This is a genomic window from Butyricimonas paravirosa (genome assembly GCF_032878955.1).
GTDB lineage: Bacteria > Bacteroidota > Bacteroidia > Bacteroidales > Marinifilaceae > Butyricimonas > Butyricimonas paravirosa.
On sequence record NZ_CP043839.1, the window covers coordinates 435,338 to 460,875 of the forward strand.

General features: G+C 50.6%; 33 protein-coding genes. 17 read left to right on the forward strand and 16 right to left on the reverse strand.

All coding sequences use genetic code 11. From position 1 onward, the window contains the following. Nucleotide 1: 1 nt before the first annotated feature. The 14 genes from F1644_RS01725 (at nucleotide 2) to F1644_RS01790 (ending at nucleotide 10,383) form a co-directional block, all read left to right on the forward strand. A complete protein-coding gene (locus F1644_RS01725; RefSeq protein WP_005832100.1) occupies nucleotides 2-943 on the forward strand; it encodes a hypothetical protein in 942 nt (313 codons plus the stop codon). A 79-nt stretch (nucleotides 944-1,022) separates the two neighbouring features. Then, the gene (locus F1644_RS01730; protein ID WP_122141347.1) at nucleotides 1,023-4,025 is read left to right on the forward strand and encodes an N-6 DNA methylase; all 3,003 of its coding nucleotides are present in this window, start codon (nucleotides 1,023-1,025) and stop codon (nucleotides 4,023-4,025) included. Between the two features lie 15 nt (nucleotides 4,026-4,040). After that, on the forward strand, nucleotides 4,041-4,241 hold the full coding sequence (locus F1644_RS01735) for a hypothetical protein (RefSeq protein WP_005832102.1): 201 nt from the start codon (nucleotides 4,041-4,043) through the stop codon (nucleotides 4,239-4,241). A gap of 11 nt (nucleotides 4,242-4,252) precedes the next feature. Continuing rightward, nucleotides 4,253-4,750, forward strand: coding sequence for a hypothetical protein (locus tag F1644_RS01740; RefSeq protein WP_009276377.1), 498 nt, complete (start codon nucleotides 4,253-4,255; stop codon nucleotides 4,748-4,750). Between the two features lie 20 nt (nucleotides 4,751-4,770). After that, complete coding sequence (locus F1644_RS01745; RefSeq protein ID WP_005647143.1) at nucleotides 4,771-5,085, forward strand: hypothetical protein; 315 nt, start codon at nucleotides 4,771-4,773, stop codon at nucleotides 5,083-5,085. Between the two features lie 12 nt (nucleotides 5,086-5,097). Then, on the forward strand, nucleotides 5,098-5,466 hold the full coding sequence (locus tag F1644_RS01750; RefSeq protein ID WP_005647142.1) for a hypothetical protein: 369 nt from the start codon (nucleotides 5,098-5,100) through the stop codon (nucleotides 5,464-5,466). 20 nt (nucleotides 5,467-5,486) lie between these two features. Further along, nucleotides 5,487-5,774, forward strand: coding sequence for a hypothetical protein (locus tag F1644_RS01755; protein WP_005647140.1), 288 nt, complete (start codon nucleotides 5,487-5,489; stop codon nucleotides 5,772-5,774). 90 nt (nucleotides 5,775-5,864) lie between these two features. Continuing rightward, nucleotides 5,865-6,794, forward strand: coding sequence for a hypothetical protein (locus F1644_RS01760; protein WP_005832104.1), 930 nt, complete (start codon nucleotides 5,865-5,867; stop codon nucleotides 6,792-6,794). Between the two features lie 37 nt (nucleotides 6,795-6,831). Further along, entirely contained in the window at nucleotides 6,832-7,419 is a 588-nt protein-coding gene (locus tag F1644_RS01765; RefSeq protein WP_005832105.1) for a hypothetical protein, read from the forward strand. Continuing rightward, a complete protein-coding gene (locus F1644_RS01770) occupies nucleotides 7,416-8,048 on the forward strand; it encodes a hypothetical protein (protein ID WP_168044294.1) in 633 nt (210 codons plus the stop codon). Before F1644_RS01765 ends, F1644_RS01770 begins: the two co-directional genes overlap by 4 nt. Nucleotide 8,049: 1 nt before the next feature. Beyond that, nucleotides 8,050-8,259, forward strand: a complete 210-nt coding sequence (locus tag F1644_RS01775; protein WP_005647134.1) for a hypothetical protein — start codon at nucleotides 8,050-8,052, stop codon at nucleotides 8,257-8,259. A 12-nt stretch (nucleotides 8,260-8,271) separates the two neighbouring features. Next, nucleotides 8,272-9,294: an LPD29 domain-containing protein gene (locus F1644_RS01780; RefSeq protein WP_168044296.1), complete on the forward strand. Its 1,023-nt coding sequence runs from the start codon at nucleotides 8,272-8,274 to the stop codon at nucleotides 9,292-9,294. A 10-nt stretch (nucleotides 9,295-9,304) separates the two neighbouring features. Beyond that, the gene (locus F1644_RS01785; RefSeq protein ID WP_005647131.1) at nucleotides 9,305-9,670 is read left to right on the forward strand and encodes a hypothetical protein; all 366 of its coding nucleotides are present in this window, start codon (nucleotides 9,305-9,307) and stop codon (nucleotides 9,668-9,670) included. 2 nt (nucleotides 9,671-9,672) lie between these two features. Further along, nucleotides 9,673-10,383, forward strand: coding sequence for a hypothetical protein (locus F1644_RS01790; protein WP_168044298.1), 711 nt, complete (start codon nucleotides 9,673-9,675; stop codon nucleotides 10,381-10,383). 60 nt (nucleotides 10,384-10,443) lie between these two features. Here F1644_RS01790 and F1644_RS01795 read toward each other — a convergent pair whose 3' ends face one another. Then, nucleotides 10,444-10,788 carry a hypothetical protein gene (locus F1644_RS01795; protein WP_008777488.1) on the reverse strand — a complete coding sequence of 115 codons (345 nt, stop codon included), beginning with the start codon at nucleotides 10,786-10,788 and terminating at the stop codon, nucleotides 10,444-10,446. Nucleotides 10,789-11,110: 322 nt separating this feature from the next. Between F1644_RS01795 and F1644_RS01800 the strand changes: the two genes are divergently transcribed. Further along, nucleotides 11,111-11,401, forward strand: a complete 291-nt coding sequence (locus F1644_RS01800) for a DUF4120 family protein (RefSeq protein ID WP_168044301.1) — start codon at nucleotides 11,111-11,113, stop codon at nucleotides 11,399-11,401. A gap of 42 nt (nucleotides 11,402-11,443) precedes the next feature. Continuing rightward, a complete protein-coding gene (locus F1644_RS01805; RefSeq protein WP_005832118.1) occupies nucleotides 11,444-12,370 on the forward strand; it encodes a hypothetical protein in 927 nt (308 codons plus the stop codon). Between the two features lie 91 nt (nucleotides 12,371-12,461). Here F1644_RS01805 and F1644_RS01810 read toward each other — a convergent pair whose 3' ends face one another. The 14 genes from F1644_RS01810 to F1644_RS01875 are packed head-to-tail and all read right to left on the reverse strand — an operon-like array spanning nucleotide 12,462 to nucleotide 24,115. After that, nucleotides 12,462-12,977: a glycoside hydrolase family protein gene (locus F1644_RS01810; RefSeq protein WP_005832121.1), complete on the reverse strand. Its 516-nt coding sequence runs from the start codon at nucleotides 12,975-12,977 to the stop codon at nucleotides 12,462-12,464. A gap of 13 nt (nucleotides 12,978-12,990) precedes the next feature. Then, on the reverse strand, nucleotides 12,991-13,497 hold the full coding sequence (locus F1644_RS01815) for a DUF3872 domain-containing protein (RefSeq protein ID WP_005832123.1): 507 nt from the start codon (nucleotides 13,495-13,497) through the stop codon (nucleotides 12,991-12,993). Between the two features lie 39 nt (nucleotides 13,498-13,536). Then, entirely contained in the window at nucleotides 13,537-14,403 is an 867-nt protein-coding gene (locus F1644_RS01820; RefSeq protein WP_005832125.1) for a toprim domain-containing protein, read from the reverse strand. A 13-nt stretch (nucleotides 14,404-14,416) separates the two neighbouring features. Next, complete coding sequence (locus tag F1644_RS01825; protein WP_005832127.1) at nucleotides 14,417-14,989, reverse strand: conjugal transfer protein TraO; 573 nt, start codon at nucleotides 14,987-14,989, stop codon at nucleotides 14,417-14,419. Between the two features lie 2 nt (nucleotides 14,990-14,991). Then, nucleotides 14,992-15,975, reverse strand: coding sequence for a conjugative transposon protein TraN (gene traN / locus F1644_RS01830; protein ID WP_005832129.1), 984 nt, complete (start codon nucleotides 15,973-15,975; stop codon nucleotides 14,992-14,994). A gap of 23 nt (nucleotides 15,976-15,998) precedes the next feature. Next, nucleotides 15,999-17,267 carry a conjugative transposon protein TraM gene (gene traM, locus F1644_RS01835; protein WP_005832131.1) on the reverse strand — a complete coding sequence of 423 codons (1,269 nt, stop codon included), beginning with the start codon at nucleotides 17,265-17,267 and terminating at the stop codon, nucleotides 15,999-16,001. Continuing rightward, a complete protein-coding gene (locus tag F1644_RS01840) occupies nucleotides 17,260-17,565 on the reverse strand; it encodes a TraL conjugative transposon family protein (protein ID WP_008777483.1) in 306 nt (101 codons plus the stop codon). Before F1644_RS01840 ends, traM begins: the two co-directional genes overlap by 8 nt. Before the next feature lie 12 nt (nucleotides 17,566-17,577). Continuing rightward, nucleotides 17,578-18,201 (reverse strand): conjugative transposon protein TraK, encoded by a 624-nt coding sequence (gene traK, locus F1644_RS01845; RefSeq protein WP_005832135.1) that lies wholly within the window; start codon nucleotides 18,199-18,201, stop codon nucleotides 17,578-17,580. A gap of 23 nt (nucleotides 18,202-18,224) precedes the next feature. Continuing rightward, nucleotides 18,225-19,229 (reverse strand): conjugative transposon protein TraJ, encoded by a 1,005-nt coding sequence (gene traJ / locus F1644_RS01850; RefSeq protein WP_005832138.1) that lies wholly within the window; start codon nucleotides 19,227-19,229, stop codon nucleotides 18,225-18,227. A gap of 22 nt (nucleotides 19,230-19,251) precedes the next feature. Next, nucleotides 19,252-19,881 (reverse strand): DUF4141 domain-containing protein, encoded by a 630-nt coding sequence (locus F1644_RS01855; RefSeq protein WP_005832139.1) that lies wholly within the window; start codon nucleotides 19,879-19,881, stop codon nucleotides 19,252-19,254. A gap of 39 nt (nucleotides 19,882-19,920) precedes the next feature. Then, complete coding sequence (locus F1644_RS01860; RefSeq protein WP_117589903.1) at nucleotides 19,921-20,946, reverse strand: hypothetical protein; 1,026 nt, start codon at nucleotides 20,944-20,946, stop codon at nucleotides 19,921-19,923. Nucleotides 20,947-20,989: 43 nt separating this feature from the next. Further along, nucleotides 20,990-23,488 (reverse strand): TraG family conjugative transposon ATPase, encoded by a 2,499-nt coding sequence (locus F1644_RS01865; protein ID WP_005832144.1) that lies wholly within the window; start codon nucleotides 23,486-23,488, stop codon nucleotides 20,990-20,992. Then, entirely contained in the window at nucleotides 23,485-23,817 is a 333-nt protein-coding gene (locus tag F1644_RS01870) for a DUF4133 domain-containing protein (protein WP_005832146.1), read from the reverse strand. The genes F1644_RS01865 and F1644_RS01870 overlap by 4 nt, the downstream gene beginning before the upstream one ends. A 1-nt stretch (nucleotide 23,818) precedes the next feature. After that, nucleotides 23,819-24,115 carry a DUF4134 domain-containing protein gene (locus F1644_RS01875; RefSeq protein WP_005832149.1) on the reverse strand — a complete coding sequence of 99 codons (297 nt, stop codon included), beginning with the start codon at nucleotides 24,113-24,115 and terminating at the stop codon, nucleotides 23,819-23,821. A gap of 412 nt (nucleotides 24,116-24,527) precedes the next feature. Between F1644_RS01875 and F1644_RS01880 the strand changes: the two genes are divergently transcribed. Next, the gene (locus F1644_RS01880) at nucleotides 24,528-25,043 is read left to right on the forward strand and encodes an SLOG family protein (RefSeq protein WP_005832151.1); all 516 of its coding nucleotides are present in this window, start codon (nucleotides 24,528-24,530) and stop codon (nucleotides 25,041-25,043) included. An 82-nt stretch (nucleotides 25,044-25,125) separates the two neighbouring features. On the opposite strand, the gene F1644_RS01885 is transcribed toward F1644_RS01880, so the two are convergent. Then, nucleotides 25,126-25,455, reverse strand: a complete 330-nt coding sequence (locus tag F1644_RS01885; protein WP_034522578.1) for a hypothetical protein — start codon at nucleotides 25,453-25,455, stop codon at nucleotides 25,126-25,128. Nucleotides 25,456-25,538 lie beyond the last annotated feature (83 nt).

The window sequence follows — 25,538 nt, forward strand, 5'->3', positions numbered from 1 at the left end:
TATGCAAACGACAACAGCACCCAAGGCCGGCAACGCTCCCGACCTGCTTCAAGGCATTCTGAGCGTACAAGTGAGAAACGAGGACAAGATTACGGAACAGGACCGTGTCTATTGCCAGACGCAGCAAAACCTGCTTTACAAGACACTCGACCAGATTGACCGCTGGTACGCCGTCTTCAAGGAAGAAGCCGAACAATACCAAGCCGAACGTAAGTTCCATTACGAAGAAAACGGCAAGGTTTCCATGCGTGATTTCTACACTTACCATAACGACAGGGAAGACTATTCACACAACGAGTTCAAACCGTTTGACCTGATTAACGATCTGGTAGATAAGAACCGAAACGCCAACGCGAATTTTGCGAACCGCATCATTTCTTATTTCAACAGGACTTACAAAGTGTCGGTTCCTGAGTATAAAATAGACGAAAAGACCCTTCCGATGGGCTTCCGTCCTGTTTATGACACATATGTAGATGTAGTCATCGAACACTTGGGCGGCAAGAGTTTCCGGGAAACGGCCGTGGAAGAACTGCTCGCACGCCTGAGCAAAGTTGTCAGACCGGCATACTGGAGCAAAGTCAAGACGGAGTTGAAGAAGGACAAGATAATCTTTCCCGAAATCATCCGTTTCGACGATTTTTCCATGCAATACAACCAAAGGAACAGAATCTCCTACAACTACGGCGGAGAACTGGAAACCCTGTGTGCCGGCATTGCCTACGGTGCGGATGACATACTGAATGGAAATTCAAAGATGATTATCCGTTTTGATGACAACGACATTTCTGTCACAGACTGGTACGACCTTACGACCACCAATGCCGAGCAAATCCGATTCTACAAGAACGGACGTATCGATGTCCGGTTCAAGGACAGTGCGGCAGCCGAAAGTTGTTTCAAGCGTCTGCATCTGGATGAAATCACCCTAAGAGAAAACTGACCATGATAAGATTTACACAGCACCCCGTAAGGCAATCCTTGCGGGGTGTTTTCATTTTTAACGATAAACAGATAAAGTCATGTATACCATCATCCCCCAACAGATACCGCAAGGTATGCGTGCCGAAGTCAACGAGAAGATACTTTTCGCCATAGACTCCGGCAAGAACCTCATTCCGGCGGAGAGCATCTACAACTGCTATACCGGTATCGGAGGGCTGCACAACCTCAAACAGTCCGACTTTGCCAGCTACCACGAGTATGCCGAAGCGAAGAAGGAGTTCGAGATGGGACAGTTCTTCACCCCGCATGAAATATGCCGGGACATGGTGGATATGCTGTGTCCTGTCTCATCCGAAATGGTTCTTGACATGTGTTGCGGTATGGGCAATTTCTTCAACCATCTGCCCAACCCGCATAATGCCTACGGCTTCGACATAGACGGCAAGGCCGTGTCTGTCGCACGATACCTCTACCCGGAAGCCCATATCGAGAAATGCGACATCCGGCAATACTATCCGGAACAACGTTTCGATGTTATCATCGGCAATCCTCCTTTTAACTTGAAGTTCGACTACAAACTGTCGCAGGAATACTATATGGACAAGGCTTACGATGTGCTCAATCCGGCAGGAATCCTGATGGTCATCGTGCCCTGTTCCTTCATGCAGAGCGGGTTCTGGGAGAAGACACGGATAGCCGGTATAAACGGCAGATTCTCATTTGTCGGTCAGACGAAGTTGGGCCCGTCAGCCTTTGCCGCAGTCGGAGTCCATGACTTCAATACGAAAATCATGGTATTTCTCCGTAAATCGGGCCACATCAAGATGCAGGCTTACAACGCGGAAGAATTCATAACGGCGGACGAGCTGAAAAAGCGCATCGGCGAGGCAAGGGCGATGAAACACCGGTTGCGTTTCGACCTGATGCGCGAAACCAACCGGATCAACAAGGAAGAACTTGAGCTGTTCGAGTACAAACTTGCCAAGTACATGTACGAGCTGAAGGCGCACGCCAAGTTGAACAAACATATAGACAAGGCGGAAGCGTTGGTCACGAAGTTCCGTAACCAGAAACCGCCTGAGAACGCCACGCGGGAGCAGGTGGAGCAATGGGAGAAGAACAAACTGACCCCGAAGAAAGTGCTTGCCGTCATCCGCAGGTACATCACCTCGCAAAATACCGTACCTCGCAAGGAAGTGGCATTGGTGAAGACCTCATACGGCTTCAAACTGAAACAATATGCTCCGCGACTCCTTGACAAAGTTCCGCACAAGGCGGCAAGTATCAACGACCTCGTGCTGGAACGTACTGAACTGCCCATGCCGGAAGTGCCGACAGAAAAGAACATGCACCAAATCCGTGCGGCGGAGAAACTGATCCGACGCAAGCGGAGAGAGTACGAAATGCAGAACCGGCAGTTCCCGGAAATGGAGGAAGATGGCAGGCTGAAAGAATACCTGGACCGGTGTGCATTCATCAACAAGGACGGCGAGACCTGCGAGTTTACCACGCTCCAGAAACACGACCTGAACCTCGTCTTGCAGAAACGCCACGCGCTGCTGAACTGGCAGCAAGGCTCTGGCAAGACAGCCGCCGTGTACCATCGTGCCAAATACCTGCTCAAATTCCGCAAAGTACGGAATGTCATCATACTGGCTCCTGCCATCGCCACCAATATGACATGGATACCCTTCCTCTCGATAAACAGGGAACAGTTCCGGGTGGCAAGGAACAATGCCGACCTGGAAGCTGTGCCGGAAGGCGTGTTCATCGTCCTATCCACCTCCATGCTCGGCAAGCTGAAACGGGGCATGGCAAGGTTTGTCAAACGCAGTTCAAGAAAACTGTGCCTTGTTTTCGACGAGTCGGACGAGATAACCAACCCGTCGTCACAACGTACAAGGCATATCCTCGGTCTCTTCCGCCGCCTCAAATACAAGATACTCGACACCGGTACGACCACACGCAACAACATCGCCGAACTGTACAGCCAGTTTGAGCTGTTATATAACAATTCCATAAACATGGTCTGTTGGAGCAGTCGTGTGTACCACGAGAACAGGGACAAGGAGATAGAGGAAGATAACAATCCGCACTATGGTGAGCCGTTCCCCGCTTTCAGGGGGCATGTGCTTTTCCGTGCCTGCCACTGTCCGGGGAAATCCACCGTGTTCGGCATTGAGAAGCAGAACCAGGATGTCTATAACAAGGAGGAGCTGGCCGGCCTTATCGGGAAGACCGTCATTACACGCAAGTTCAGGGACTTTGCAGGAGAGAAATACAAGATACGGACACATACCGTCAGCCCGTCCGACGGCGAGCGTGAGGTTTACCGTGTCATCATCGAGGAGTTCTGCCGCATCTGCGAACTGTATTACAACAGCACGGGGGATGCAAAGAAGGATGCCGGACTCCGGCTTATGCGCCAGATCAAGCTGCTCATCAAGGCCTGCTCCGTCCCACACCTGATAGAGGGCTATTCCGGAGACGGGATTCCGAACAAGACAAGGTACATCGAAAGGCTGGTACGGAAGATACCCGGCAAGGTGGCTGTCGGCTGCACGTCCATAGCCGCATTCGACCTTTACGAGAGCCGTCTTCGCGAATGTTTTCCTGACCGTCCCGTATTTGTGGTCAAGGGCGACGTGGCGTTCAAGAAACGGCAAAGCATCGTGACGGAGTTCGATTCCACCATCAACGGCATACTGGTATGCACGCAGCAGAGCCTGAGCAGTTCGGTGAACATACCCACCTGCAACGACGTGATACTTGAATCCCTGCAATGGAACATCCCGAAGATGGAGCAGTTCTACTTCCGTTTCATCCGTCTCGACTCCAAAGAGCTGAAGGACGTGCATTATGTCACCTACAAGGACTCCGTGGAGCAGAACCTGATGGCGCTGGTGCTTACCAAAGAGCGGCTGAACGAGTTCATCAAGACGGGCGAAGTAAAGGAACAGTCGGAAATCTTCGAGGAGTTCGACGTCACCATGTCCGTCATCGAGAGCCTGCTGGTCAGGGAACGGGACAGCGAAGGCAAGATACACATCAGCTGGGGAAGCCAGCGCATCATGAACTGAAAAATGGAAAAACAAATGAGAAACCGCAGATTCCATTCCACAGGCAAAGGTAGCCCGCCCCCTTACCGGCAGGGCAAGGTCATGCCGCAAGCGGTTTTCGGGAAAATCATCCTCGCCGGAGGCTCCGGTATTATCCCGAAAAACCCTGCACTGCCGGGGTGCGGACCTTTTGGAGCCTGTGGAATGAAATCCCCGGTTCCGAATCATAAACTATAATGAAGAATATCATGGACTTGAATCAGGCAGAAGTGGCAGTGACCACGCAGCATCTCATAGACATGGGGCAGGAAAAAGACAACCTGCTGCAAATGTCCGACTTCGGCGACATGGGGGAATTCCTGTGCACCTGCTCCGAACTGTTTCCCGAAGAGGAAACTCCGGAATACAGGTACACGAGATGGGAGGAAATCCCGGACCTGCTCATCAACCGGGAATGGCTGTGTTCCAACTTCTTCGAGATAAGGGAGGCGATGGAACAGCTGGAGGAACCCGACAAGGATTGCTTCTTCGACTGGTGTGACCGTTACGGGCATGACATCAGTACGGAAGACCCGCACCTGCTGGTGGCGCACTATATCGAACTTTATGGAAATGCGGCCTATATCGACGATGAGCCTTGCCCGGACAGCGGGGATGACAGCCTGCTGTACTATCCGGGCATATCAAGTAACTATTTCGACACGGGTATTCCCCGCTTCGAGGTATTCGATGACAATTACGATTAAAGCGTATAAACATATACAAGATGGAAATCAACTTCAAAGGACCGGTAATGCCGGTTGACCCCTATTCGCAAATGGCGTTTGTGGAGATACTGAACATTCTCCTGACGGCAGGGCACATCGTGGATGTGAACAGGTTCCTGATAAACAGGAATGCCAATCCGCTATTCGGCTCGTTGTCAGGATATTTCAGATGGTCATTCTCCGACAACCACTTTACCCTGTGGCAACGGGTGGAATACAACTCGCCGCTCTGCTTCAGCCGGCGCATATTCAGCATCCATTTCGGGATGCTGGCAAGCCGTGACAGGAAAAGAGACAATACGGTAATGAACTAAAAACATATCAATATGAGTCACCAGGTAATTACAAGAATGGCATACAATGCCAAAACCAAGCAGATAGAAACTTGGCAGCATTCCAACAACGTGTGGCCGACAACAGACCATTTTTATGCATTGGATGTGAAAACAGACGAACAGATGTTTGAATTCATAACATTGATAGCAAACGGATTGTGGCAAGGGCGCAAATGGCGTAAAGCATTCAAGACACTTTTTGAAGAATATCCGGAATTGGTCAGGTCCTCATACGAGCACGAGCTTAGAGGCCAACCTTGGAAGGCATACTGTGCCATTTGCAAAAAATATGAGGAACTTGCCCAAAGCAAATGCAATGAAATAGTTGCGCGATTCAGGCAACTTACCGGGATTGTCTGACCCAAACAGATGCAAAATATATGGAAGAGATAAAGATTTCAAACAGACAAATCGCGCTGATGGCTTTCGACCGGTTGCGCAAGGAAGACAAGACAGATTCCGCATTGAAACTCGCACGGTGTATGCTGCATGGCACAAGCATATCTCTTGGCATAGGTGATATCGACTGGGAGATAGACAGGGCAATACAGCAGTGCGGAGGAGTGCCAAGAACAGGATACAGATACACGGCTTATTTCCACTTCAACCGGAATACGGAAATGGCAAAGGAAATATATGACAAGATCGTGAAGGAACTGTATGGTTAGGAAACAACACGGAGGCGGCTTGAAGGCCGCTTCCGTCATTTATAACGGTATGTACGGGAAAAGGAATCCTGCCGTACACAGGTAACAGAAATGGATGAACAGAAAACATTGACATTGGATTTCATCAAATCCCTGATGGAACCGGCCTATACACTAATATGGACGGACTACAATGACAATCTTGACAATCATTGCGGACTGATTCAAAAATGCCTTGACAGCAAGAGCCGCGAACATTTGTGGGAAAAGGCAGACGAGTGGTACAGCGATGCCGAATGGGAAGCTGTCCGTGAGATTATTGCGAAACTGAAAGAGGAATGTGCCGTATTCCATGACTTTGACGGGGAAGCGGTCGATGACTTCTTCGATGAATACGAAGATGAAATCCGTGACGAGATTTACAGCCGCAACGATTCGGACGTGGTGAAGGAATTGGTAAGGCACACGGACGACATTCCTATCCGTGTGGAGATGCTTTCCAACTATGACTGCATCAATTCCAACTGGTTTGAATCGCAAGGCGGTTACAGGTACGAGGAATCCTACTTCGGGGACATGGTGGACAGCCTGAACCTCAATCCGGCGAGGGTAAAGAAAATTCTGACAGAACACGGCTACAGGGCTTACGGGCGTTTCCCGAACCGTAAGAACCGGAACGGCAAGGAGCAGGTTTCCTACGAACAATTCTACGAGGAACTTATCAATTCCTGCTGCGGGGCGAACCTGCTGACTTACATCGGCAGGGTAAGCCTGAAAGAGCTGTATGAAGCCGACTTTTCATTGAAAGAGGTCATTATCCCCAAAGGCAACTGTTGCGGACTTTTCAGTTCGACGTATGGTGGTGGAAGCCTGCTTGAAATGGAACTGAAACGGGACGTAAAGCTGAAATTGGAAGTCAAGGACTATCATGGTTTCCGCTTCCGGCTGGATGACGAACGTTCCAAATATGACTGTTCGGTCCGGCATGTATATGGGGTGGACGACTCCTTTTTCGGAGATGCGGTTCGCATTGTATCCTGATAAAATCAACTAATCAACAATCAAATCATAGAAGATTATGGAAAAATACGATGTAAAAGTAAGGTACATCTTCGAGGGTACTTACACAGTGGTGGCGGAAGACCGTGAAGAAGCGGAAAGCATGGTGGCGGAAGACTGCGGTCTGGTATTGGGCGGCAACATCCACACAACGCGGGATGACGATGAAGTGACGGACTGGAAGTTCGGTTGTCATCCGGACTTGCAGGTTCTCTCCGTAAGGCAGCGAGGCGGGAAATCCCCCATGTCGGTGTTCGGAGACAGGATCGAAGAACTGCGAAAAGACATCATCGAAGCGATACGGCAGTTGCTCCATGACCATGCCATGAACGCGATACGGTTTCCGGAAGAGGATTATGACCCGGTCTGGGTGATATGGTTTGGCAAGAACGGAGACCCCTACGAATGCAGGGTGACAGGACTCCGGGTAACGGACAGCAGCCTGACCGTCCTTGCCGAAGAGAAAGAAAGCGGTGATGAAGTGGAATGTTACAGCCCGTTCGAACTCGGAGCCAGTAACATCGACTGGCTTTCCGGAATGTATGAGGCTGTATGGCAGCAACTGGAAGAGAGCAAAAAAGTAGAACCACAAACTGAAGAACAATGAAATATCAAGCGGAAAACGCAGTCTCCAGCTTCTTCTACTATATGTGGAACGCCTGGAGCAAGGAAGAATGCAAGGCCGTATTTGGAGATATGTACCGGCACTTCTGGGATAAATGGTCCGCATTGGCGGACAAGTCCATATTCGGCGCGGCGGAACGGTTCTTTGCCGAGTTATCGGAAAACAACCAGAAATTGCTCGTGGAACGTGCCGTTACACTCTATGACGGCAGGGCTTTCAGAAAAGAGCCGGACGATTCCGACATCCTTGTCTGTAAAGAATGCGGTTCACGGCAGTTGGAAATCCAAGCATGGATAAACGCCAATACGGATGAACGTATCAGCTATGTGCATGATGACAATAACGGGCTGTGGTGCGATGGGAAATGGTGCGAAGAATGTGGCGTTCAGGTCTTTTTCTGTACTAAGGCGGAGTTCACACAAAAGATGCAGGGCTGGTGGGAGTCGTGCGGTTTTGAAACAAATGAACAAATCACAGGGTTGAAAGTCTGTGACTCTCCGCCTTCCGAAAACACGCAGACATTCATTGATGCGGCAGACCAATGGTGGAACAGCCGGGACTACGAACATAAACGGGAAATTTACAACAGGTATAATTCTAAAAACGAATAATATGCAGATTAACATCATTGAACAGATTAGCAACTCATGCAGTTGCAGCCATATGGAAGCGCAGGAATACTTGGATTCTGAAATCCGGTACCTGCGCGAGTTGCAGGAGGCGGACGACCTGAGGGAAGATGACATCGAAATGGCGTGCAGCAACCTCGGACTTGACCTTGACAACCAGGAATATTTTATCAACCGCCTCGCAGGGGCATAAATACCTATAGCTATGGCTTATTTTCATAACATACATTCATTGGCGGACCTGAAGAAGGAATACCGCCGTCTGGCATTGCAGCACCACCCGGACAAGGGTGGTGACACTGCCATCATGCAACAGGTGAACACCGAGTTTGAAAGGCTCTTTGAAGTCTGGAAAGACAAACCGGATGTCTCTGCCGCATCAACCGGGTATGAACATGACTATTCGGGTGCCACGGCAAAGGAATATACCGAGTACGTGTATAATGAATACCGTTGGAAAGGTCGCAACTACAAAGGGCAACATGCCCCTGAAATCGTAGAACTTGTGAGAATCTGGCTAAAGGAAACCTATCCGAGATATAAGTTCTCCGTCAGACGGGAGAACTACAATTCCATTTACATCAAACTGATGAGCGCGGACTTTGAGGCGTTCACCAGGGAATCCGGCAAAGTACAGGATCATATCAACCACTACAACATAGAGCGAAACCCCGATCTTACAGACCGTGCCAAGGAGGTGATGCTGAATGTCTGTGACTTTGTCATGTCATACAACTTCGATGACAGCGATGCGATGACGGATTATTTCCATACCAATTTCTACCTGACATTGGCTATAGGGAGTTACCGGAAGCCTTACAAGGTGGAACTGCCGAAACTTGACTGTAAGGGGAAGGACAAGCCGGAAGTGTTCAAGCATCCCGAAGGTCCGGCACACAAGGCCATCAGGCAGGCGTTGGGCACAGCCCGCTTTGATTTTATCGAGCACAGGAGGCATTCCGGCGAAATGATATTCGGAGAAGACCATTACGGCTCACACGGAGAGCATTATTTCTGGCCGAAGGATTATTCAAGCGCGAAACTGGCTCAGAAACGGATCGACAAATTGGAGAAAGCCGGTATTCGGTGCAAGCTTACAGGCTATAACGGCGGTTACATTCGTTTTATCGGCTACACTCCCGAAGCAGAAGCGTTACTGGAGAAGGAACGCCAGGAATACATCACCGCCCATCGGCAATGGCAAACCAAACAGACAGTAATCAATTAAACTTATCAATATGGAACCGAACAATTTGAACGAATGGTGGGGCGGACAGCCCGACGGACTGAAACAGGCATTCTCTCTTTTTCCCGATGGACGGTGGAAAGAGGCGGACCTGTATTTGCGAATCAATATCCGTAACTACTGCCTCCTGAAAAAAGGAGGGCTGCTTCCCGAAGACAAGGACCGCTCGATGCTCAGCGAGATTGTCTGTGAGCTGGCCGATACGGAGCTGTGCCGTGCAAATGGAAAGACACTCGAAGACATGTGCGATACGGACGGGGCTTTTCTGGAAGAGTACCAGGAACTGTTCAACCGGATATACGATGAACTGGAAATGAGAATTACGGATTATATGAACGGACAATCAAAAAAAATGTAACAATGAAAGCAAAAGTGTTCAAGTACAAGTCTGACGGGAATACCGTCGTGGCTTCTTATATGGAACTGGAGCCGTATGCGAAGAATGTATATCTCTCCCTGTCAAGAAAGAACGAAGACGGGAATGAAGACGATGACTGTTTCCATGTGGTCTGCCGGATTGAAAACGTTTATTTTTCCAGCGGGCAGTATTCACGCCGGTTTCTCAAGGGAGAAGATTGCAGAGAGGAAGCCGCCACCTATTGCAGGAACTGGATTGCGGATACGCTTCAAAGTGCGGAAAGAGGAGCCTTCGTCAATTTGATCTCCGTCCGCGTGTTCGAGGCTCTCGGACTTGACACCACTTCCCTGGTGCAAGCCCGTGAGGAGTATAAAAGAATACAGGAGCAGAAACGCAGGGAGCAGAAGGAGAAAGAGGCGGAAGAGCGCAGAGTGCAGGAAGAGCAACATCAGTGGCTACTCAATGAACAGAAACGGAAATTCCTGGACGGGGAACGGATTACGGGAGAAATGTTCCTTGAAATCACCGGAAGGGACGGTTTTGACATCCATATCAGAACCAAAGGGACATTCAACAGGCATGTGAGGGGCATTGACAGGAACGGCACCGTCAGTTTCCGGAAAATCAAGGGCTGCCGGACTCCGGACTTTACCGGATGCCATAAGGCCGTGTCCGCCTATCTGGCGTTCATTACAGAAAAAGAGGGCAAATAATTAAATCCGGGGCGGTAAAGGTCTGCTCCATGCAGCTGTTACCGCTACCGGCTTCCGGCCTCACAATTCACGGTTCAGCGCCATTGCCAGCGGAAACATCAACCGGTTATAGGCTTTAAGCTTTTGCAAATTCAGCACATATCCGGCATAGGGATTGGTCAGATCGGTATAGAAGAATACATCGGTAAATCCTGAGTGTTCCTCCACGACTTCACCCTCCAACGGAATCTCCTCCACATTGAACCGCTCCAGAGGCAGTTCTTCCAGACGGGTCTGTTCCGCATTTCCCAACACATTGAGGTTGCGGTTAAACAGCACGAATCCTTTCTTCCTGTAATCCACACGCATACCGTACGGACGCTCCACAAGGAAAGCATCCGCCGCTTTCTTTATATAGTTTTCCATAAAACTGAAATTAGAATTGCAAAAATACATCTTTTGTCCGGCAATGGCGAACAAATCAGGAAGAGAATCGCCACAGACCATGCAAAGCACACTACCGTGTATTTTATTTCCCACCCTGCAAAGGTAGTCCCGTGTCCGGTGTACCCTGTCAAGGTCAGGCCCCTTGCGGGGTTGGCTGAAAGAAAATCATCCTCGCCTGACGGCTGCGGTATTTTCTTTCGCCAAACCTTGCGGGTACGATCACGGGACAGTCTGGCAGGCGAGAAATAAAAATACCGGCTCCCGGAGCCGGACGTGTTTAACAGATAAAATACAATGAATCATGAAAATCCTGAATGAAGAACATTTCGAGAATGTTAAGCGTTATGCCGAATCCATCGGTGACACCTCACTCCGGAAATGCCTGGAACGGTTGAAGAGCTGGGAGGAAAATCCTGACTGTCCCAGCGAAATTTCACTCTACTATGACCATGCCCCGTACTCGTTCGGCTTTACACAATGTTATCCCGACGGAAGGACAGGCATCGTGGGCGGTCTGCTCTATCACGGAATACCGGACCGCTCTTTTGCCGTAACACTACAACCGTTCCACGGATGGCAGATACACACCTGATGAGAGGCAAACGACAGTATTAACTTCATAAAATTCAAGATTATGGAAACGACATTGGCAGTAATGGAAAGACAACAGCAGTTTGACTTCCAGAAAAACGGAATTGAAGTGATGAACTTCGAGACGCTTCAGCGTACCTACAAGGAAAACGACATCTACAACAACCCGGTGCAAGGTATCTACCATTACCAGGTCATCCGGCGCATGATGGACATCTGCGAGAAATACAATCTCGACTATGAGGTGGAGGAAATCTTCGCGGCCCAGAACAGGAACAAGACGCAGCCGGGAGTAAGCATCCTTCCGCAGGTGGAACAGACACATGGCGAAAAAGCCGTGGAAGCGCACATCCTGCGCCGTATCTTCGCCACCATCCGGATCAAGGACTGGGAGACGGACGAACTGACCACAACATTGGTCGTCGCCTACCACCAGGACGGCATACAGGCAGCCATAGGTCCCTGCGTGCTAATCTGTCATAACCAGTGTATCCTTTCACCCGAGCGAAGTGTCTGCAATTACGGCAAGAAGAAAGTCTCGACGGAAGAGGTGTTCGAAACCGTGGACGGCTGGCTTGCCAATTTCGAGGTGAACATGAACGAGGACATCGAACGCATACAACGGCTGAAACGCCGGGTTATATCTATGGAGGAAATCTATATGTATATAGGTCTGTTGACCGCGTTGCGCGTCTCCCACGACAGTTCGGACAGGAATCTGTCATCCTCCGTGGAAACCTATCCTCTGAACCAAGGGCAAATTTCTATATTCACGGAAGAGGTGCTTAAACTGGCTATGACCAAAGGGCAGATTACCGCTTGGGAGCTATACAATATAGCCACAGAGATATACAAGCCCGGAAAAACGGACTTCCCGGCACTGATTCCACAAAACGGAGCAATGGCGGAACTACTGCTTTCCCATCTGCCGGAAGCAGCTGAAGTACAGGATGCCGTTCCGGTAAGCTGACATACAAGCCGCACAAATGGCCTGATTCCGACAATACGCATAAGGGAGAACCTGACAGTCGAAAACAACTGAAAGATTCTCCCTTTTTCATTTACTTCTCAAAAAGCAGCATATATTCCACTTTCCTTCTCCGTTCGATGCTCGGAACCACTTTCCCCTTGTAGCATCTGAAGGAGACATATTCCTTATAGATATCGCGGTCACCCGACTCCAGTTTTTTCAACAGCCGGCTCTTGGGTATTTTTCCATACCCTTTGATACGGGAACAGCCCACATTATACGCAAGAACACTAACGATCAAAGAATCACGTCCCAGATAACTGAACATACGGCACAACTTACGGAGGTCTGCTCTCAGAATGGAATCACCTTGTGCTTTTGTAATACTGTTGGTAAACCTCTCCCCGGGAAGAACTTTGTGCCCCCACCCGACATAAGGCCAATGCTTTTTCTCTCCATGCCAACCCTCGAATCGCTTGACACACTCGACCGCAATACTGAACCTGTCCGGACTTGCCTTTATCGGATTCTCCGCCCTCGACGGCATACCCGGAAAAAAGACCGTGATGGAAAGCACCGCAAACCATATTGCTTTTAACTTCATCATAGGCAGGACCGGCTTAGTGTCCGACAATTGTGACCGGCAATTCCTTGCTATCCGCAGTCACGACGGAATCCTCGTCCTCCGCCTCGTTGTTGAAATCAAAAGTCAATTGGCAAATCTGTGCCGGTTCGCTGTTGTCCTCGAAATAGATGTCTATCGTCTGCTGGTTCTCGCTTTCAGAAGTGTAGTATAGCCTGAACACCTCCCTGTCAAGGGGATAGCGGTCATTGGGCAGCAACACCATCCCGTCATCCATACGGAGTGTACCCTTGCCGTCCGGCTGGAAATATCGGATGGTGTAGCGGGCATCGGAAAACCGTCCTTCACGTTTGAGTTCACACCGTATTTCCACCGTCTCACCTTTCACAATACGTGTGGGGACAGGCAGGGTCTCCACCTTGAACGGATAGGACTGCTGTACATCCATTTCATCATTGCAGGCGGACAACAGACAAGCCGCCAGACCCAGGAACAGGATTGCCATCATTCCGGCCAATTCTCTTTTTTTATTCAATGCATTCATATTCAATCAGATTTTAATACGTTATACTTAATTCTATTTTTACAGAAACTTGTTCTGCAGGTATTCGTTCAGATCCTTGTATCCTTTGTACAAAGAGGAACAGTCCACTATTTTATCCGCATAGCGTTTGCGGAGCGCCTCCAGCGTGCGCCGTCCGGCTTCGTCCCGGTCCAGGTAACAGTTGACTCTCTCATATCTGTCAAGAACGGGGAACGAGCGTTCCAGCAATGCCACCGAGTTCAGTACGAGATAGTCGTCGCCACATCCCAATTCGAGTTGCATCCACGAGAGGCAGTCGATAAACCCCTCGAAGAGATTGCAAGTATCCGAACCGTTGTCCATCAGCGAAATGTCTTTCGGAGAGAGACTGGCCTTAAAAAAGCGGTTGCGCACCTCGTACCCACCGCTGACATTCCTGAAACCGATGGCGAAATACCGCTTCCCGTGCAAGGTGTACCTGATCTCCTTGCAGTTCGGCATAGCCACATCACCGCTAATGCCACGTTCCGCCAGATAACGGAGCAGGACGCTGTTGTGCAGCGGTCCGGACTGTACCTTCGTGAAACTTTCCTGCCTATGGGAATCTTCCCTGTCATTTTCCCCGGAACGGGAAACGGTCTTGTGTTCGGGAGCAAGACCGCCCCATATCCCTGTGATGAACCTGGCCTGCGCCTTGAAATCCCCGCTGCCGATAAACTCCCCCGCAAGGGTGAATATGTCGCCTCCCTGTCCGGTACCGAAGTCATGCCATATATCCTTACGGACATTCAACTGGAACGAGGCGGTGCGCTCCTCCCGGTACGGGGCCAGATACCAATATTCATCCCCCCGTCTTCTTGCCGGTTCATATCCCATCCGTGCCAGAAAAACGGCGATTGGAATGTCTCTTATCTCTTCTATAGTCATAAGCGATACGGTTCTAATGGATTATGAATTTGACACCCAGACCGAATTGTGTCGTGAACAGGTCCAGCGAGCTTCCCCACAATACACGTTCCCGGATAGCGGCAAGAAGGACGATGCGGTCTGTCACGTATGCCTCAAGTTCCAGGGTTATCGCGCCGCCATAGACAAACGCATCCTTGGCGAGCAGCCTCGAACCGTCATACAGTATCCTCTCGCCCCAGTTCACGGTCTCATAGCCGGCCAGTGCGGAACCGCCGACCGAGAGGAAGACCGTCTTTGTCGGATCAGACAGGAATTTCAAATAATAGCCGCCTTCTGCCGTGAACTGCGCACGGGGTACGCTCGCATCCCGATACCCATAATTCTTCATCAGATACTCGGCGCCTATGACCCAGCGGTTGGCTTTTGGGGTGTATCCGGAAACGGCAAATCCGGTATAATAATTCAAGGGGGACTTTGAGCCGTTCGCAAATCCTCCGCGCAGTTCCACGCCCTTCATCCCGGGCAGGTACCGCTGGGCGTGCGCCCGCCCTGAAAACAGGGCAAGCGACACGGCTGTAACAAAAAGGAACAGATACTTCTTCATGGCTACTTCACTTTAAGTTCGTTGATAACCCCGGCTCTCACGATGTCCTCACTTTCCACGGTGAAGGTCTGGTGTCTGCCACCGCCTTTCTCGTGCATCTCCACCATCAGCACCTTGTCCGAGGGGATGGTGAATTTGTCGAAGACGAAAACGGTGCGCCCGTCCTTTTTCCCCGCGACGGACGTTACATAGTCGTAAGCACGCAGTGGGAATATCACCTGTTCCTGAATGGCGGTACGTTTCATCAGCTTCTTGTCCACAATTTTAAAAGTCACGAAATCCACCTCATAAGGCACGTTGGACCGGTTCTTTATCTGTGTATGAAAATAAAGCAAGCCGTTGTGCGTATAGAGTCCGCGGAGCAGGTACTGGATGCCGAACGCCTTGCTTCCGATATGCTTGATGTGCCGTCTGTTGTCCTTGTGGATGGACTTCGAGATAAGGTGTACCAATTTAGGCGATTCACAGCCCAATTCCTTCAGGTAGATGTCAAGGGCGTTGTTGGGGCGGTTCACCTCACTTCCGTCATGAATGAAATCCTTCATCTCGATATTCAGCAGCAGCGGCTCTTCCGCATACTTCACATTGAAGGTGTAAAAACTTCCGCTTTCGGTAATCACGGACATGTTGGTCTCCTCACGGAAGTCCTTCACGGTGGTCTTTACACGGATGACATTCTCCGCACCGTCCGCCTTGCCTGCAATGAGGTTCGGAGAACCGAGATCCACATAACGCACCGATGACGGGAAAATGATGTGCGTGGTCTTTCCATAGGTCACTTCCAGCCCGTATGGAGGTATCATCCTGTCAAAGGTGAGTTTACGGGTCAGACCGTGATAGAGGTCTCCGTCCTCCTCTTTTTGAGGATACACTTCCTTGGCCAGTGTGACGGCATTGTTTACCGCCGCTACGCTGTCGGCTTCATTTTGGGCGAAAGCGCCCACAGTGCCCCATGCAAGGGCAAGCATTACAAAAAACTTTTTCATGTCGATTGAATTTTAATGGATTGTTATTGATCGTTGTCTTGATAAAGCATCAGGGTATAGCCTGACTTGAGATGCGCCTTCTCTTCACGCATCTTCCGGGATATGTACTGCGAGACACCTTGTATGGCACCCTTTCCGAGTTCGGAAAGCAGCTGGTCACCTGCCGACTGGTTGGTGATGGAGATGCTCGTGCCGAGATTCTGCCCCAGATTGGCGGCAACCTCCCTGACGGCGTTAGCCTCCATTGACCCCGGAATGAAGATGCCGCCCTGTCCGTCATTGTCATACACGGCAAGTTCCACGGGGATGATGGTACCGCCATATTCCACCTGAAGGATATTGACGTGAAGCCTTTCACCCTGTATGCGCCCTTCTCCGGTAAGCAGGGAGTTTTTGGGCAGGATATGCTTCCCTACACGCATTGGCTCCAGCAGTCTCATCCTCACTCCCTGACCGCTGATGACGGTCTGGTCCCCGTGGATGCAGGCCCGGATGGTATTTCTCACATTTCTCTCTTCTTTATGACCGATTGGCGTGTGGAATCTTTCCGGTTGTGCCATTCCTGTAAGCTGTATAGAATCACTGACAGGCTGCGGCAACGATGATACCACCGGTGTGGAAACCAGCCCCACGGGAACGGCTTTCGCCTTTCCGTTCCGCCCGGGACTTTCATTATCGGAACGGCTGTCCGTATTCACACTGCCATTGCCCGGCATATACCTGGCCGCAAGCTCATAGGATTTTTCCAGGAGAGCTACCTGCTCCTCGTAACCCGGCTGCGCGTTCTGTGCGGCGACCGCCTGCTTGAGTTGTTCCACCTCGGCTTTCAACGCCTCCTTCTCCGGATCTTCCTGCGGTGACTCGTAAAAGTTGCCGAGCGTCCTGTTGATGTCATTGTAGGCGGAGACGGATGAAGAACAGGCTTCATTCCTTCTGTCACCTTCACGAGAACTGCCATCCTTGGCATCCGCATCCGGTGACAATTCCACGACAGTCCCGGAGTTCCCGTCTGCCATCCCGGAGAAATCCTCCAGCGTACGCAGTTTTTCCGTCTGTTTGCGTTTCATGTCAGCCTGCTCATAGGCGGCAATCTTGTCCCCTTCTATGCCCGCTTCCCTCGGATCGGGAAGCTCGGTGTTGAATCCCGCATTTTTTTCCTCTTTCTTTTTTTCCTCTTCGGACGGTGCGAAAATGAGCCACATCGCTCCGAGGAACAGGAGGAACATCCCGGCAAAAACCAGGTATTTCCTGATTTCCAGCCTCTGTTTCAATTTATTGACGTCATTACTCATTTTCTTTCTGATTGAATCGGTTAAAAAACTCTTCCATTTCCTGCACCCTTTTATCCGGGAGTGTATCGGCAGGAACGACATCCGGAATTTCTATCGGGGGTATCTCTATGATTTCCGGCCGTACATCCTCCCGTCCGATGTCATGGATGGCACGGAAAATCATATAGAAATTTCCGATGGCAAACAGGGCAGCCAGCATGACAATTGCCGGCACTCTCTTTTCCGGGCTAAGCCCGGCACACAGCTTCCGCAGCTTTTCTTCCACGGATTCCTTGATTTTTACAAACATCTTTTTCATACATTCTGAATTTTAACGGTCATACACTCTTATATCCCTGTTCTCCACCACACGGAAGGCTTCGAGGATGAAGCCGTGCGGATTATTGTCGCTGCGGGTGGAGTTCAGCAGCCTGCCACGCGTGACGAGGCTGCGCTCGGTCACGCTCTTCTCCCTGATAATGGAGAGTTTCGCGTAGGTCACGACCTCATACGGATAGGTATGGAAATCGCACTTGACGCTGTCAATCCCTACACGCTGGTTCACGTTACCCGAAATTATCCGGTTGTAATATCCCTGCTCTGCCAGATCCACATAATGGGCATAGGCGGAACGGTCACTGAGGAACATGGCCCTCCGGATATTGCCTTCAATCGCATTCTTGTCGGGCGAGAGCGTAAAGAACAGTTCGTGGAACCGTCTGACATGCTCCCTTGCTTCCACCGGGCGGTTCTGCTCCAGGTCTTGTGAAAGGGCCAGCATCAGTGACTTGCCTTCATCCAGCACATAGATCTTCTCCCGTTGCGCTTCCGCGAAACTGTAAGCCTTCCATACGGAAAATCCCACAAGCAGGGTGCATACACACAGATAGACGATTCCGAACAGACGCAGGTGTCGGAAGCTGCTCTCGATATTTTTCAATGATTTGAATTCCATTCTGTAAATGTTTTATACTGTTATTACTTGATAAGCCTGCCGGCAATGTTTCCCACCGCCGCTCCGGCAGTCCCGGCCACCACGGAGCCTGTCTTGGATGCCGCCTGGTTCACGTTCTTTCCATAATTGCCCGCACCGCCTCCGGCCTGCACAATCCAGTTCGATACGGTCGGGATGGTGAAATACCCGATGATGCCGATAATGAGGAAAGTGATGTAAACCCCGTTTGAGCTGTCGGGGATGAAATCCGGGTCGGAAAGCTGTTCGATGTCCCTCTGCAGCATCAATATCTGGATTCTCGCCAGCACGCTGCTGAACAGGTCGCTTACGGGAAGCCACAGGTAGATACTGATGTAGCGGACGAACCACTGGCTGAGAGAAGCCTGGAAACCGTCCCAGCAGGAGATGGCAAAGGAAACGGGACCGAGTATCGAAAGCACGATCAGGAAGAATGTCCTCAGCGTGTCGATGACCAGCGCCGCCGCATTGAACAGGAGTTCCAGCAGTTCGCGGAAGAAATTCTGCACGGCCCTTTTCATGTTGTACATGGCACGGTCCACATACATTCCGCAGGCTTCTATAGCGTCAAACGCGCCCAGCTCGTCCAGCCTGTTGTCAAAAGTCTCCTTGTCGACCAGATAGGCTGTCTCGGGATTCCGTTTCATCGCCTCAGTCTCCAGCTTGTCCTTCTGCGCCCTGTACTCGTTCATGTCAAAGGTCTGCGACTCCAATATGGTATGGGTCCCTTTCACGACGGGCGAGAGGATGCTGTTCAGCGTACCCAGAACGAGTGTCGGAAAGAACATGATACAAAGCCCCAAGGCGAACGGACGCAAAAGCGGAAAGACATCCACAGGCTCGGCACGGGCCAGAGCCTGCCATACACGATACGCCACATAGAAAAGCGCTCCCAAACCGGCAAGGCCTCTTGCCACACCGGTCATCTTTGAGCAGAGCGGCATCATTTCCACATACAGATTCTGTAAAATCTGATGCAGGTTGTCAAAATCTATAGCCAACAATAACATAATGAAAGCGGATTAGGAATAATTACCAATAACGTTCGTTCGGTGAGCCGTAGAGTGCCATCACGCGGTCCAGGTCGTTCCGTTTCTTGGCGCGCAGGTAGGACACCCCGATGTTCTTGTTGGTGTAATACTGTACCAGACTGCGGTTTTGCAACATGTCGTTGTAGCAGCGGTCGATGATATCCATCCTTTCCTTGTCGTTCATGGAAAGCCCGTTCTCGTTGACCACCGTCTTCAAATCGTTCAGCAGATGGGCACTTTCTTCCAGCAGTTTGGTGTACCCCAAAGCAATCGCGCTCAGTTCTTCCGGCGTAAAATACGGGTCGCTGAGCATACGCTCGAAGCTGGTGACATAGATGTCCGTGATATCGCCCACCATCAGGATGGTCTGCTGAACCTTGCGGGCATCCCGGACAAGGTTCTTGACCTTGCGAAGCCCGTCGTAATACTCCTTGCCCTGCCGGTAGATTTTCACGGTTTCCTGAAAACTATTCGCCATATTGGTGGCAGTGGAGGACGTGTGAACGATGTTCTTGGCGGCATTGATGATTCCCTGCGCCAGATTGCCCGGGTCGCTCACTACCCATTGGGCTTTCGCTGTGAGGCTGACAAGGAAACAGCCCATGCACAGCATAAGAATTTTCTTTTTCATGATGTTCCTGTTTTTAATTGTGAATAATTCTGTTAAAAGTCAGATTCCCATTTTCCGTCCTTTGGACGGCGGGTTCCGGAGGATAGGCTTGTGTACCGGTCTCGGACGGTCTACCTCTGCCACTTTTTCTTTCCCGTGTCTGAGGAATGCGAAGAATTCGTCTGCATACGGCCTGCGTCCGGTCATTCTGACGAAACGGGCGTCCAGCTCCCGGTAGGCTTTCTCCGCCTGGCACGAGCGTTCCGTCGCGGAAGCGTTCTTGTCTATGCCGTACTTGGTGAGAAAGTCAGGACTGATATGCAGTATGTCGTGGACGGCATCCGGCGAGGCCGCAATCCGTCCCAAATTCTCCAGTTCCCCATTCAGCTTTTCCAGGTAGAAATCCGGCAGACGGACATCCCCGATGCTTTCCGCTGCCTTTTCCGCATTCCTGCACAGGCGGCTTTCCAATGCCACCCCCTCGTCATATGCCGGTTCCGGTCCGGAACGGTGCAGTCTGTCAAGCCTGTCATAATCATCCGCAAGCCCGTACCTGAGTGCCACATACCGTGAGGGCGGCATAAGATACACAGCCAGGTTGCAGAGTTCCCACACGTCACTCTCTTTCCGATGGAAATCCAGAATCCGTACAGATGACCGTACTTCTTCCGGTGACGGCCGTTCCTGCTTGCTTTCAGGATATACCTTCAAGTAAGCATCCCGCATGAACGTGTGCATGGCGAGCATTCCGTGGACGGAATCGGCTTTTTCGGGATTGACATCCGCAAGCCAGCAACCGTTCTTCTCCATGAAATACGTGTTTTTCAATGCCGTCATCAATTCTGACCTGTCCGTTTCCACCGTTTTTTCCGGTGTCGGGAACAGGTGCGAGTTTGACAACAGGCAGGCAACTTGGGTAATCACATCCTCGGACTTCCTGTACCGCCTGACCAGTTCCGTCAGCTTCCGGTACTCCTTTTCCCGGACGAACTTTCTTATCTGTTTCATCACTTCCGTCAACTCCTTGAGGCGTGGCTCGTCCAGATAGCGGCGTTGCTGTTCTTTTATCCATTCTTCCATTCCCATGATTCATGATTGTTTTTCGGTTTCCATATGATTTCAATCCCTATCACTTGTTTCGCTTGCTTTCTGCCAACTGCTTGATGGCAAGTTCGATGTTGCCACCGATTCTTTCCGTAAGCCGCATAAGTTCAAGTTTCTCGGTTTCTTCAGTAGTGTAGCATATGTACTCCTCAAGTGAGACTTCCGTGGCATAGACCGCCGACTGCGTACCGCCCAGACCAATCCAGACTTCCTTGTACTTTCTGGACGGATTGTTCGCCATATTGATGGAAAGTATCTGTGCCCGCTCCTTGTCGGTCAGACCGAGCAACGCTTGGATCTCATCGAACTTGTTCATATACTTGCGCTGGTCAAGCAGAATCTTACAGTCACTATTATTAATGATGGTACCCTTGACAATCGGAGAAGAAATGATGTCCTCCACTTCCTGGGTCACGACCACGGCCTCGCCGAAAAATTTTCTGACGGTCTTGAAAAGATAGCGGATGTAATTGCTCATATTGGCGGATGCCAATGCCTTCCAGCACTCTTCGATAAGGATTATTTTCCGGATACCTTTCAACTTGCGCATCTTGGTGATAAAAGTCTCCATGATGATGATGGTGACAATCGGAAGCAGCACTTTGTTATCGCGAATGTTGTCCAGCTCAAAAACGATGAAGCGTCTGTTCAGCAAGTCCAACTGCTTGTCGGAGTTGAGCAGGAAGTCATATTCACCGCCACGGTAATAGGGTTCCAGCACATTCAGGAATCCCCATACATCAAAATCCTTCTCACGGGTTCGCTTCTCTTTCAGGATATCCTGATACTCGTCACGGATAAATTCATAGAAGGTATTGAAGGAGGGTTTTATGCTGCTGTCCCTGCGGATTTTCTCCAGAAAGAGATTGACCGCATTGGATAGCGCCACTTCCTCGGCACGTGTCGGCGGCTCGTCGTCACGCTTCCACAGGGTAAGGATAAGCGTCTTGACGGATTCTTTCTTCTCGATATCGAAAATCCCGTCTTCCACGTAAAAAGGATTGAAAGCTATCGGGTCTTTTTCTTCATAAGTGAAATAAATCCCGTCCTCGCCGTGTGTACGCGCATGGATAAGGCTGCACAGTCCCTGATAGGAGTTTCCGGTATCCACTAACAGCACATGCGCACCCTGCTCGTAATACTGGCGTACCATGTGGTTGGTGAAAAAAGATTTCCCGCTGCCCGAAGGGCCGAGGATGAATTTGTTCCGGTTGGTGATTGTGCCGTTCTTCATCGGCAGGTCGGAAATATCCAGATGGACGGGTTTTCCGGTCAGGCGGTCCACCATGCGGATGCCAAACGGAGAGAGCGAGTCCTTGTAGGAGGTTTCCCCGATGAACAGGCACAGGGCCTGCTCGATAAAGGTGTGGAAACTCTCCTCGGACGGGAAATCTCCGGCATTGCCGGGTATCGCCGCCCAGAACAGGGTCGGCACATCCACCGTGTTGTGGCGCGGTTTGGCTTCCATCAACGCCAGTTGGCTGCCCACATCGTTCTTGATGCGCTTGAGCTTTTCCCGGTCATCGCTCCATGCCATGACATTGCAGTGCGCACGGATGGAAACCAGCCCCTTGCTGTGCGCCTCGTTCAGATACTCCTCAATCCATTCGCGGTTGATCTGGTTGGAACGGCTGTAACGGGAAAGCGAGTGCATGTTCCGGGCGGTCTGCTCGAACTTCCTGAGAATCTCCGCCGAATCGTCGATGAAGAGGTACTGGTTCACGATATGGTTGCACGTGAGCAGGATGCCTATCGGTGCGGCAAAGGACAGGCGGCAGTCGCTCCGGTCTGTCGAAAGCCGTTCATACCGGCAGTCGGTGGATACGTTTGACGGCAGGTCTTCCGGATCGGAAAGCGTATGAAGGCAAAGGTAATTGTCCCCGACCTTCATTTCCCCTGCACCGAGAGACAGATCCTGCAAGCAGGTGGTGTCTTCCTGGGACATGGAAAAATATTTCTCTATGATGCCGGCTGAATTCTTGGTTCCGATAATTTCCTCATCCGTCAGGCGGATGATACGGATCAGACCGCTGTCGTTCACGATGCGCTCGAACTGCCCGCAACTTTCCATAAAACGGGTAACGGTTTCCTTGTCCTGCATCTCTTTGGGAATGATGAATCCCCGTGTAAGCGCGTTGAAACTGCTGGTTGTCCGGCTGTGCTCTTTCGTGGTCTTCGTCAGGAAAAGGTAACAGGTGTGCTGCAAGTACGGCCGTTCGTTGAAATGCCGCTCGAAACTGCGGCTCAGAAAACTCAGGTCTTCCTTGCAGATGTCCGGCCTGTAACCCTCTTCGATGAAGAAGTCCTGCTTATGCACGATGCTGTAGTTCGGCAATACCTTGACCGCCTTCGCCCAGGTGGAGTGCATGGACTCGTACTCGGCCCGTGTCAGCGTGAAGAGTTCCGGCAGTTCCACCCGGTATGCCACGGTGATGTCCGCATCCTTGCTGATGATGCAGCCGTTCTCCACGGCCAATAACGGAAACTTGCTTTCCAGCGTGGCTGTTTTCATTACGTTTTTCATGCCTTTCTGTTTTTAATAGTTGAAGAAAACAACCGGAGGAACTTTCTCCGGCTGATGATGTAGCGGGGATGGCTGCGCAGCGCATGGAGTTTCATAAGCCCCCATTCGCCGTATTTCGTGTTCATGCTGAAGGTCGCCCAGACCAGCACCAATGCGGAGATGACCCCGAAACCGATGCAGACCCACTGGCCTATGCCTGCCATGTACATGATGACGAACACCACGAACAGGGCGAGCAACCCTCCGGCAAAGATGAACAGGTACTGGCTCTTGAGTCCCTTGAACTCCGGGCTGCGACCGATTCCCTTGTTGACAGGATACTTCGCCATATTACAGGAAGAATGAACGTAAGATGGTGGCAGCCACAATCAGGAAGATACACGCACCGAACCAGCTGGCGGCGGTCTTTGAAGTGTCCGGGTCACCCGACGAGAACTTGGAATATACCTTCACGCCCCCGATAAGGCCGATAACGGCGCCGATGGCGTAAATCAACTTGGTTCCGGGATCGAAATACGAAGTGACCATGTTGGTCGCTTCCGAGATACCGGCGATACCGTTGCCTTGGGCGAAAGCCCCCATTGAAACCAGCAGCGTCATGGCTGCCAAAAAGAATCTTTTTTTCATGTGTCGAAACTTTTAATTGGTGAGACAAAAATGATTTCGACTGCGAATATATAGTGCTTAATCCATTGATTTACAAACTGTACGACTTGTGACACCTTATGACGTCACGTTACATCGGCAAGGGGTTTTCAAGCATTCAAAAAGGGTTTTCCCGGCAATATGAAACAGTAAAAACAGGGATAAGGAGAAAGCGGCATTTCATTTCTTCCGGCAAAGGTAGCCCCGTGTCCCGGGAAACCCGGCAAGGCGGCCCTGCGGGCTGGTTGCCGTGAAATAATCATCCTCGCTGCGCTTGCGGTATTTTTTCACGGCAAGCCTTGCGGGATTCCGGACCGGGGCGGAAAAGCCTTCAGGAAATAAAATACCGTTCGGTTTGAATGGATATATGTAAAAACAAAAAACAGAAGATAACATGGAAACAAGAAACAATCAGACAGTGGCTTTCACGGGACACCGTAAGGAACGTATTCTGCAAGGGTCCGGAAACGATTCCCGGATACTTGCACAAATCAGGGAAGCTGTGACCGGAGTGGTAACAGAACTGTACGGGCAGGGATACAAGGAATACTACACCGGGATGGCCAGCGGATTTGATATGACTGCTGCGGAGGCGGTCTTGCAGGTCAGGGAGAGATACGAAGATATCAAGCTCATAGCGGCAGTACCTTTTCGGAAACAGCCCTTGTGGTTTGAAGCGGAAGACCAGCTGTTGTATGCCCGTCTGTTGGAAAGGATGGACCGGGTGGTCATGGTTTCCGAGAATTACCACAAGGGCTGCTACCTTCGCAGGGATGAATACATGGTGCGTAAAGCGGATACAGTCATAGCCTATTGGGATCTTGTACCGAAAGGGGGAACATTCTACACGGTGAACAAGGCGTTGGAAAGCGGAAAGTCGGTCATCAATCTTTATGAAAGGATGAAATAGCGGCTGTCTGTATTGGAATGGAAAAGCGAAGTGTGAAAGCCGGTCGGCCTTCACACTTCGCTTCTTTTCATATATACATTACCTATTCCTCAGAACCGGAAGAGAGGGCACGCTGTTTCCTCCGTTCCTCCTTCTTCGCTTTCTGTTGCTTCTTCTTGACCTCCATTTCAGCCATAATCTGCTTTAAGGGCTTGACCGTTTCCGGGTTTTCACGCTTGAATCGTTTGAAATAGATACTTTCAATGAACTGCGGAAGCGGGGCTTTCCATGCCTCCTGCTTGTGGTTGTCTATCTTGCCGAGCTTGTCGGGGTTCAGACCCAGTTCACGGGCCATCTGTACCTGCTTGTCCGAAAGGCGGTGACGCTTCTGCGCCACCATCCATTTTTCCAATATCGCTTTTGTCATTGCCATCGTTCATTTTTTTTGCAAAGATAGAATTTTTGCATTGATTTCTCTTAAATACTTGTTTGTCAGCATTATCTTATAGTCCATAC

Coding starts and splice junctions, on each gene's coding strand:
- traJ (WP_005832138.1), bottom strand. CDS start 19,229: ATGTTATTGTTGGCTATAGATTTTGACAACCTGCATCAGATTTTACAG.
- F1644_RS01750 (WP_005647142.1), top strand. CDS start 5,098: ATGAGTCACCAGGTAATTACAAGAATGGCATACAATGCCAAAACCAAG.
- F1644_RS01800 (WP_168044301.1), top strand. CDS start 11,111: ATGAAAATCCTGAATGAAGAACATTTCGAGAATGTTAAGCGTTATGCC.
- F1644_RS01815 (WP_005832123.1), bottom strand. CDS start 13,497: ATGAATGCATTGAATAAAAAAAGAGAATTGGCCGGAATGATGGCAATC.
- F1644_RS01725 (WP_005832100.1), top strand. CDS start 2: ATGCAAACGACAACAGCACCCAAGGCCGGCAACGCTCCCGACCTGCTT.
- F1644_RS01885 (WP_034522578.1), bottom strand. CDS start 25,455: ATGGCAATGACAAAAGCGATATTGGAAAAATGGATGGTGGCGCAGAAG.
- F1644_RS01865 (WP_005832144.1), bottom strand. CDS start 23,488: ATGAAAAACGTAATGAAAACAGCCACGCTGGAAAGCAAGTTTCCGTTA.
- F1644_RS01730 (WP_122141347.1), top strand. CDS start 1,023: ATGTATACCATCATCCCCCAACAGATACCGCAAGGTATGCGTGCCGAA.
- F1644_RS01790 (WP_168044298.1), top strand. CDS start 9,673: ATGAAAGCAAAAGTGTTCAAGTACAAGTCTGACGGGAATACCGTCGTG.
- F1644_RS01740 (WP_009276377.1), top strand. CDS start 4,253: ATGGACTTGAATCAGGCAGAAGTGGCAGTGACCACGCAGCATCTCATA.
- F1644_RS01785 (WP_005647131.1), top strand. CDS start 9,305: ATGGAACCGAACAATTTGAACGAATGGTGGGGCGGACAGCCCGACGGA.
- F1644_RS01735 (WP_005832102.1), top strand. CDS start 4,041: ATGAGAAACCGCAGATTCCATTCCACAGGCAAAGGTAGCCCGCCCCCT.
- F1644_RS01780 (WP_168044296.1), top strand. CDS start 8,272: ATGGCTTATTTTCATAACATACATTCATTGGCGGACCTGAAGAAGGAA.
- F1644_RS01745 (WP_005647143.1), top strand. CDS start 4,771: ATGGAAATCAACTTCAAAGGACCGGTAATGCCGGTTGACCCCTATTCG.
- F1644_RS01805 (WP_005832118.1), top strand. CDS start 11,444: ATGGAAACGACATTGGCAGTAATGGAAAGACAACAGCAGTTTGACTTC.
- F1644_RS01870 (WP_005832146.1), bottom strand. CDS start 23,817: ATGGCGAAGTATCCTGTCAACAAGGGAATCGGTCGCAGCCCGGAGTTC.
- F1644_RS01770 (WP_168044294.1), top strand. CDS start 7,416: ATGAAATATCAAGCGGAAAACGCAGTCTCCAGCTTCTTCTACTATATG.
- F1644_RS01820 (WP_005832125.1), bottom strand. CDS start 14,403: ATGACTATAGAAGAGATAAGAGACATTCCAATCGCCGTTTTTCTGGCA.
- traK (WP_005832135.1), bottom strand. CDS start 18,201: ATGGAATTCAAATCATTGAAAAATATCGAGAGCAGCTTCCGACACCTG.
- F1644_RS01795 (WP_008777488.1), bottom strand. CDS start 10,788: ATGGAAAACTATATAAAGAAAGCGGCGGATGCTTTCCTTGTGGAGCGT.
- F1644_RS01765 (WP_005832105.1), top strand. CDS start 6,832: ATGGAAAAATACGATGTAAAAGTAAGGTACATCTTCGAGGGTACTTAC.
- F1644_RS01875 (WP_005832149.1), bottom strand. CDS start 24,115: ATGAAAAAAAGATTCTTTTTGGCAGCCATGACGCTGCTGGTTTCAATG.
- F1644_RS01880 (WP_005832151.1), top strand. CDS start 24,528: ATGGAAACAAGAAACAATCAGACAGTGGCTTTCACGGGACACCGTAAG.
- F1644_RS01825 (WP_005832127.1), bottom strand. CDS start 14,989: ATGAAGAAGTATCTGTTCCTTTTTGTTACAGCCGTGTCGCTTGCCCTG.
- F1644_RS01840 (WP_008777483.1), bottom strand. CDS start 17,565: ATGAAAAAGATGTTTGTAAAAATCAAGGAATCCGTGGAAGAAAAGCTG.
- traM (WP_005832131.1), bottom strand. CDS start 17,267: ATGAGTAATGACGTCAATAAATTGAAACAGAGGCTGGAAATCAGGAAA.
- F1644_RS01860 (WP_117589903.1), bottom strand. CDS start 20,946: ATGGGAATGGAAGAATGGATAAAAGAACAGCAACGCCGCTATCTGGAC.
- F1644_RS01855 (WP_005832139.1), bottom strand. CDS start 19,881: ATGAAAAAGAAAATTCTTATGCTGTGCATGGGCTGTTTCCTTGTCAGC.
- F1644_RS01760 (WP_005832104.1), top strand. CDS start 5,865: ATGGATGAACAGAAAACATTGACATTGGATTTCATCAAATCCCTGATG.
- F1644_RS01810 (WP_005832121.1), bottom strand. CDS start 12,977: ATGATGAAGTTAAAAGCAATATGGTTTGCGGTGCTTTCCATCACGGTC.
- F1644_RS01775 (WP_005647134.1), top strand. CDS start 8,050: ATGCAGATTAACATCATTGAACAGATTAGCAACTCATGCAGTTGCAGC.
- F1644_RS01755 (WP_005647140.1), top strand. CDS start 5,487: ATGGAAGAGATAAAGATTTCAAACAGACAAATCGCGCTGATGGCTTTC.
- traN (WP_005832129.1), bottom strand. CDS start 15,975: ATGAAAAAGTTTTTTGTAATGCTTGCCCTTGCATGGGGCACTGTGGGC.